The organism is Streptacidiphilus anmyonensis, assembly GCF_000787855.1.
In the GTDB taxonomy this organism is placed as follows: domain Bacteria; phylum Actinomycetota; class Actinomycetes; order Streptomycetales; family Streptomycetaceae; genus Streptacidiphilus; species Streptacidiphilus anmyonensis.
This window is the reverse complement of sequence record NZ_BBPQ01000019.1, coordinates 67127-73126: the sequence shown is the minus strand read 5'-3', so window position 1 is coordinate 73126 and position 6000 is coordinate 67127. Positions and strand designations below refer to the sequence as shown.

5 protein-coding genes are annotated in these 6000 nt (G+C 73.0%); 2 read left to right on the top strand and 3 right to left on the bottom strand.

From position 1 onward, the window contains the following. Positions 1-299: 299 nt before the first annotated feature. From TR50_RS19060 to TR50_RS19050, 3 genes are all read right to left on the bottom strand, one after another. Positions 300-1709 carry an RNA polymerase sigma factor gene (locus tag TR50_RS19060; protein WP_084700544.1) on the bottom strand — a complete coding sequence of 470 codons (1410 nt, stop codon included), beginning with the start codon at positions 1707-1709 and terminating at the stop codon, positions 300-302. Then, positions 1682-2101 (bottom strand): YciI family protein, encoded by a 420-nt coding sequence (locus TR50_RS19055; RefSeq protein ID WP_042422511.1) that lies wholly within the window; start codon positions 2099-2101, stop codon positions 1682-1684. Before TR50_RS19055 ends, TR50_RS19060 begins: the two co-directional genes overlap by 28 nt. A gap of 126 nt (positions 2102-2227) precedes the next feature. Next, positions 2228-3319 carry a hypothetical protein gene (locus TR50_RS19050; protein ID WP_042422509.1) on the bottom strand — a complete coding sequence of 364 codons (1092 nt, stop codon included), beginning with the start codon at positions 3317-3319 and terminating at the stop codon, positions 2228-2230. Positions 3320-3504: 185 nt separating this feature from the next. Here TR50_RS19050 and TR50_RS19045 point away from each other — a divergent pair, with 185 nt between their 5' ends. Both TR50_RS19045 and TR50_RS19040 read left to right on the top strand, forming a co-directional pair. Beyond that, positions 3505-4725 (top strand): LLM class flavin-dependent oxidoreductase, encoded by a 1221-nt coding sequence (locus TR50_RS19045; protein ID WP_052441096.1) that lies wholly within the window; start codon positions 3505-3507, stop codon positions 4723-4725. A gap of 177 nt (positions 4726-4902) precedes the next feature. Continuing rightward, entirely contained in the window at positions 4903-5805 is a 903-nt protein-coding gene (locus tag TR50_RS19040) for an arylamine N-acetyltransferase family protein (RefSeq protein ID WP_042422507.1), read from the top strand. The last annotated feature ends 195 nt before the right edge of the window (positions 5806-6000 follow it).

Sequence of the window (6000 nt, the reverse complement as noted above, 5' to 3'; positions counted from 1 at the left end):
ACCGCCCCCGCCGCGGGGCGTTCGCGCCCTCCGCACCCCAGGCGGCCCCGGCCCTTCGGGCCGCCTGGGGCGCGACCCGCGTGGGGGCGGCCCTGGCGGGCCCGTCGGCCCGGCCGGACCCGCGCCTGCGGCGAGGGGTGTGGGGCCTGCGCGTGCGTCCGGCGACGTGCGGCCGGGGCCTGTGGCCGGCTGGCTCCGTGCCGCGTAGGCGGGGACCGCCGTGCGGTCCGGCGCGGCGTGGCCGTCTCGGTGGGCGGCGGACCGGGGTTTGTGCCGGTCCGGCACAGGGCCGGTTCCGCTCAGGCCGGGTCGGGTGGCAGTGCCGCCGCCTTGCGGAGGAGCACCGCGCGCTCCTGGGCGTTGCCGCACAGGCGGGCGGCGAGTTCCAGCTCCGCGCGGGCCTCCGCGGTGCGGCCGAGGCGGGTCAGCAGCTCGCCCCGCACGCCCGGCAGCAGGTGCGATCCTGAGAGGCGGCCGGAGACGAGCAGGTCGTCCACCAGGTCGAGCGCGGCCTGCGGGCCGTGGCCCATGGCGACGGCGACCGCGCGGTTCAGCTCCACCACCGGTGAGGGCGCGACCCGCCCCAGCGACTCGTAGAGCAGTACGATGCGGTCCCAGTCGGTCTCGGCGACCGACGGAGCGACGGCGTGGCAGGCGGCGATCGCGGCCTGGAGCCCGTACGGGCCGAGCCCGCGTCCGGCCGCCGAGGCGCGGCCGAGCGCGGCCAGGCCGCGGCGGATCGCCGAGCGGTCCCACAGCCGCCGGTCCTGGTGCTCCAGCAGCACCGCCTCGCCGTCCGGGCCGGTGCGGGCCGGGAACCGTGCCGCCGTCAGCTCGAACAGTGCGAGAACTCCGTGGACCTCCGGCTCCTCGGGCAGCAGCGCGGCCAGCATGCGACCCAGCCGGATCGCCTCGTAGGCCAGGTCGGGCCGGAGCAGCGCGTCTCCCGACGTCGCCGTCGACCCCTCCGTGAAGATCACGTACAGCACGCTGAGCACCCCGCCGAGCCGCTCGCGCCGGTCCTCGGCGGGCGGGAGTTCGAACGGCACCCGCGCCGCCGCGATCGTCTTCTTCGCCCGGGTGATCCGCGCCTGCACGGTGGCGACCGGGACCAGGAAGGCCCGCGCGATCTCCTCGCTGGTGAGGCCGCCCACCGCCCGTAGCGTCAGCGCGACGCGGGCCTCCGGCGAGAGCACCGGATGGCACGCGATGAAGATCAGCGCCAGGACGTCGTCCTCCACCCGGTCCGGATCCCACGGCAGGTCGTCCGCCGGGCGCTGCGGGTCGACCGCGCCAGAGCTGGTCCCGCCCTCGGTGAGCGGGCCGGCCAGCAGCGCGTAGCGCTCGTCCCGCGCCGAGCGGCGGCGGAAGGCGTCGATGGCCCGTCGCCGACCGGTCGCCAGCAGCCAGCCCACCGGGTTCGCGGGCGCGCCGTCGCGGGCCCAGCCGACCAGCGCCTCCGCGAGCGCCTCCTGCGCGACGTCCTCGGCCAGCTCGAAGTCGCCGGTGTAGCGGGCCAGCGCGCCGACGATCCGCGCCGAGTCGATGCGCCACACGGCCTCGACGGCGCGCCGCGCCGCCTCGGCGCCGCCCGAGGCGGCTTCCGAGGCGGCGCTCGCCGCAGCTTCCGAGGCGGCGCGCGACGAGGCGGCGTCCGACGGGCCGTCGCCGGCCTGCCGCATCAGAGCTGGCCCGTCCGCTCGCGCCAGGCGCGCTCCTTGACGATCCACTCGTTGTCCTGCGGGAACTCGTCGATCCCCGGGACCCGCCGGATCTCGCACCTCGAGCCCGGGATCGCGGGCATGCGCCGCGCCCACTCCACGGCCTCCTCCTTCGAGGCCACGTCGAGCAGGTAGAAGCCGCCGAACAGCTCCTTCGTCTCGCCGTAGGGGCCGTCGGTGACGACGGGCGTCTCACTGCTGTAGTCGACGACGACGCCCTGGCCGGGGTCGTCCAGTCCCTCGGCGGCGACGAGCACGCCCGCCTTGATCAGCTCCTCGTTGAAGCGGCCGACGGTCTCCAGCATCTGCTCGAACGGCGTCCCCATCATCTTCGCCAGCGACTCGTCGGTGTTCCGCATGATCAGCATGTACTTCGCCATCTCGGCCTCCTAGACCGGTGAGGGTCGCCCTTCGACCTCTCTACCCCAGGTCGAACGGCGCGGCCGTGGATCGACACGGCCGACGAAGATCTTTCCGCATCCCGGTCGACCGTCGCAGGCGCGTGCTCAGAGACGGCGGGCCATCCGCAGGCGGACGTGCCCGCGACGGCGGGGGAAGACGCGCGTCCACAGGCGGCGTCCGGGGAGTTCCGGCGGGGCGCCGGCCCAGTTGTGGAAGGTGAAGCGCAGCCCGGACGCCGCGGCGACCGCGGCCATCTCGCCGTAGAGGAAGCCCAGCCCCGGCATGGTGAGCAGGCGGCGGCCGGACGCGTCCAGCAGCAGGAGGCGGATCTGCCAGCCCGGCTCGCCCGGGGCCTGCTCGCGCAGCCAGACCAGCTCGACCGGGCGGTCCGCGAGCCGCCCGTGCCCGGGGCGCCGCGTTCCGTCGTGCGGGACGGCCACGCTGTTGCGGCGGCCGTCGGTGAGGATCAGCGCCTCGCCGTCCCAGCGCAGCGACGCCTCCCGGATCCAGGTCCGGTGGGCGCGGTTCAGCAGGCTCAGGCCCAGCATCGCCACGGTCTGCTCCCGCGTCGGCCGTGCCTCGCGCGCCGCTCCGAGGTGGTCGGCGGGTGCGAGCGACCGGTGCGGGACCGGGGCCCCGGCGTAGCCGGCCTCGGGGTCGAAGGCGAGCTGCGAGAGCCGCCCGACGCCGGAGTTCACCTCCCGTACCGCCTCCGCGATGCGCGCCGTGCGCACCTGGAGGCGCAGCCGACGCGGTGCGGCGGCCCACAGTGCGCCCTCCGCCAGGACCGGGACGGGAGCGGCGGCCACCGCCCACAGCGCGGCCACGCCCGCCTGGTGGGCGAGAGCGCCGTGCGCGCCGAGGTGGACGACCAGGCCGACCGAGGCGCCGAAGCCGGGCACCGAGGCCGTCCGCAGACCGATCCGCCGACTGCGTTCACGCAGCCGCAGCGCGTCGGGCAGCCCCTCCTCCGGCGCGCGCCACACCTGCCACCCGACGGCCGCCGCGGCGAAGGGCAACGCGCCTGCCATCCACAGATGTTGGGCGTGCGCGGTGTGCTGCTCCGCGCCGGCCACGACGAGGACGAACCCGGTCCCGCCGAGCGCCCCCGTCACCGCCCGACGCCACCCCTGCCGTGCGCGCGCCGTGAGGCGGCGCAGCGAACGTGAGGTGACGCCCCACCAGATCATGCTCATCGCGTCCCCGTCCCCCCGAAGCACGCGGAGCGAGCCCGCCCGCAGCTGGAGTATCCACCCGCCTGGGCCCGGGTGGCAGGGATTCGGCGGCGGGACCCCATGGCCGTTGCCTTGTCGTCAAATCTGATGGATAGTCAGATGTTCTTGCGGCGCTGCACACTCCGTCACAGCCAGGAGGACCCTCCGTGGAATTCGGCATCTTCGTCAACGGGTTCATCCCCGGCCCGGCCGCGCACGACCGGGCCTCGGAGCATCTCGCGCTGCGCCGCGAGATGGAGATCGCCATCAAGGCGGACAAGCACCACTGGAAGTTCGTCTGGTTCGGGGAGCACCACTCCCTCACCGAGTACAGCCACATGTCCGCGCCCGAGGTCGTCATGGGCTACGTCGCCGCCCGCACCGAGCGGATCCACCTCGGCACCGGCATCAACTCCCTCTCCCCGCGCAAGGAGCACCCCGTCCGCTTCGCCGAACGCGCGGCCATGCTGGACCACATCACCGAGGGCCGTTTCGAGTGGGGCACGGGCCGAGGCGCGGGCTCCCACGAGCTGAGGTCGTTCAACATCCTGGAGACCGACTCCACCAAACCCGAGTGGGACGAGGTCTCCCGCGAGATCGTGCGGATGTGGGAGCAGTACGACTACTCCTTCGAGGGGCGGCACTTCACCGTCCCCACCCCGCACAACATCCTGCCCAAGCCCTACGGGCACTCCCACCCGCCGATCTGGATGGCCTGCGGCAATCCGCCCTCGTTCGCCAAGGCGGGCTCGCTGGGCATCGGCGCCATCGCCTTCAACTTCGAGCCGATCTACAACCTCAAGGGCCGGATCGAGGCCTACAAGGAGGCGGCGGAGAACCCCGTCGAGATCCTCGGGGACTACCAGAACAACAACGTGATGATGACCAACGCCGTCGTCTGCCTCAACGACCGCAAGCGGGCCCGCGAGATCGCGCTCTCGGCGGGCAACGCCTACATCGTCACGCTGGTCAACCTCTACCACGACACCATGCCGAAGTCCGCCGACGGCATCACCTGGCCCGAACCGCCCATCAACCTCGGCGCGTTCGGCGGCGAGGAGCTGCTCGACGAGCTGATCGCCGGCGGCTACCTGCTCTGCGGCACCCCGGACGAGGTCTGCGAACAGGTCGAGGCCTACCAGCGCGTCGGCTGCGACCAGTTGGTGTTCGGCCTCGCGGGCGGCATGACCTTCGAGGAGCACCTGGAGATGGTCGAACTCTTCGGCGACCGGGTGATCCCCGAGTTCGACCGCAGCCCCGAGATCTCCACCGAGGTCTACCGCAGGAACGCGGGCGCGCCCAAGTACCCGCCGTTCAACAACCCCGTCGACCCGGACCTCCGGCACAGCGTCCTGCCGCTCAGCGCGATCCTGCCGGTCCCGGACTGAACCCTGCGCCCCGGGCGCAGCCGTGTCGGCTGCGCCTGGCAGTCGCCGGGCTCAACCCGCAGCGAGACGCGCCGTCAACCGTTCTTTCACGGGACCATCGCCGTCGGAGCGCCAGCCAGTACAGCGCAGCGATAATCCCTGCGGGATCCGGGTGATGCTGCACTAGGGTTCGCAGCCATGACCTCGAAGACGAACGATCATCCCGCCTGGGTCGCGCCCTACCTGGCCAGGCTCGGCGTCGACGACCCGGAGTCCCTCGGCGCTCCGTCGCTCGACACTCTGCGCAGGCTTCACCGCGCCCACGTCGAGCTCATCGCCTTCGAGAACGTCGACATCCAGCTCGGGCGCCCGCAGGGCATCGACCCGGCCGAGTCCATAGCCCGTATCCTGGCCGGCCGGGGCGGCTACTGCTTCAACCTCAACAACGCGTTCAGCGAGCTGCTGACCGCCCTCGGGTACGACGTCACCGTCCACCGCGGCCAGATCAACGGCTCTGCCGCGACCGCCAAGGCGTCCGCCGACGAATACGCCACGCACATGGCCCTCACCGTCGTGATCGACGGCGAACGCTGGTCGGTCGACGTCGGCCTGGCCAACTCGCACCACGAGCCCATCCCGCTCCGGGAGGGCGTCCACAACCAGGGCCCCTTCCGCTTCGAGCTGCGGCCGCTGCCGGAGATCGGCCCGGACGCCTGGCGGTTCTGCACCGATCCGGCGCAGACGACGTTCCACAGCATGGACTTCACCCTGGCACCGGCCACGTGGGAGGACTTCATGGCCTGCCACACCGAGTTCTCGACGTCGCCGAAGTCTCCCTACGTCATGTGGTTCGAGCTCTTCCGCCGCGACGCGGGCGGTGCCGAGTTCGTCCTGGACGACGAGTTCACCCGCGACGAGGGGGCCGGACGGCGCACCACACGGCTCCTCGAGTCCGCCGAGGAGCTGTTCAAGCTCGCAACGGACGTGTTCCACCTGGACCTCTCGGCCATCGACGACGCCGACCGCGCTGCCCTGTGGGACCGCATCCAGCGCGCGGGCGCGGAGTGGCGAGCGAAGCAGCAGTCGGCCGAGAACCAGTGACCCGGTGCGCGTGGTTGTCCAGGACGGCGGCAACCTCGGGCGTCTGCGCCGCCGACATGCCCAGCCGGTAGACCTGCTCCGCCTCGGCGTGCGTGCCCTCCCAGTAGAGCCGCAGCGAGCGGCCTACCTGACCAGGGATCAGGGGCGGCTCCTGGATCTCCGTATCCTGCGGCTGGGGCATCGGCGGGAGGCGCA

Coding starts and splice junctions, on each gene's coding strand:
- TR50_RS19055 (WP_042422511.1), bottom strand. CDS start 2,101: ATGGCGAAGTACATGCTGATCATGCGGAACACCGACGAGTCGCTGGCG.
- TR50_RS19050 (WP_042422509.1), bottom strand. CDS start 3,319: ATGAGCATGATCTGGTGGGGCGTCACCTCACGTTCGCTGCGCCGCCTC.
- TR50_RS19040 (WP_042422507.1), top strand. CDS start 4,903: ATGACCTCGAAGACGAACGATCATCCCGCCTGGGTCGCGCCCTACCTG.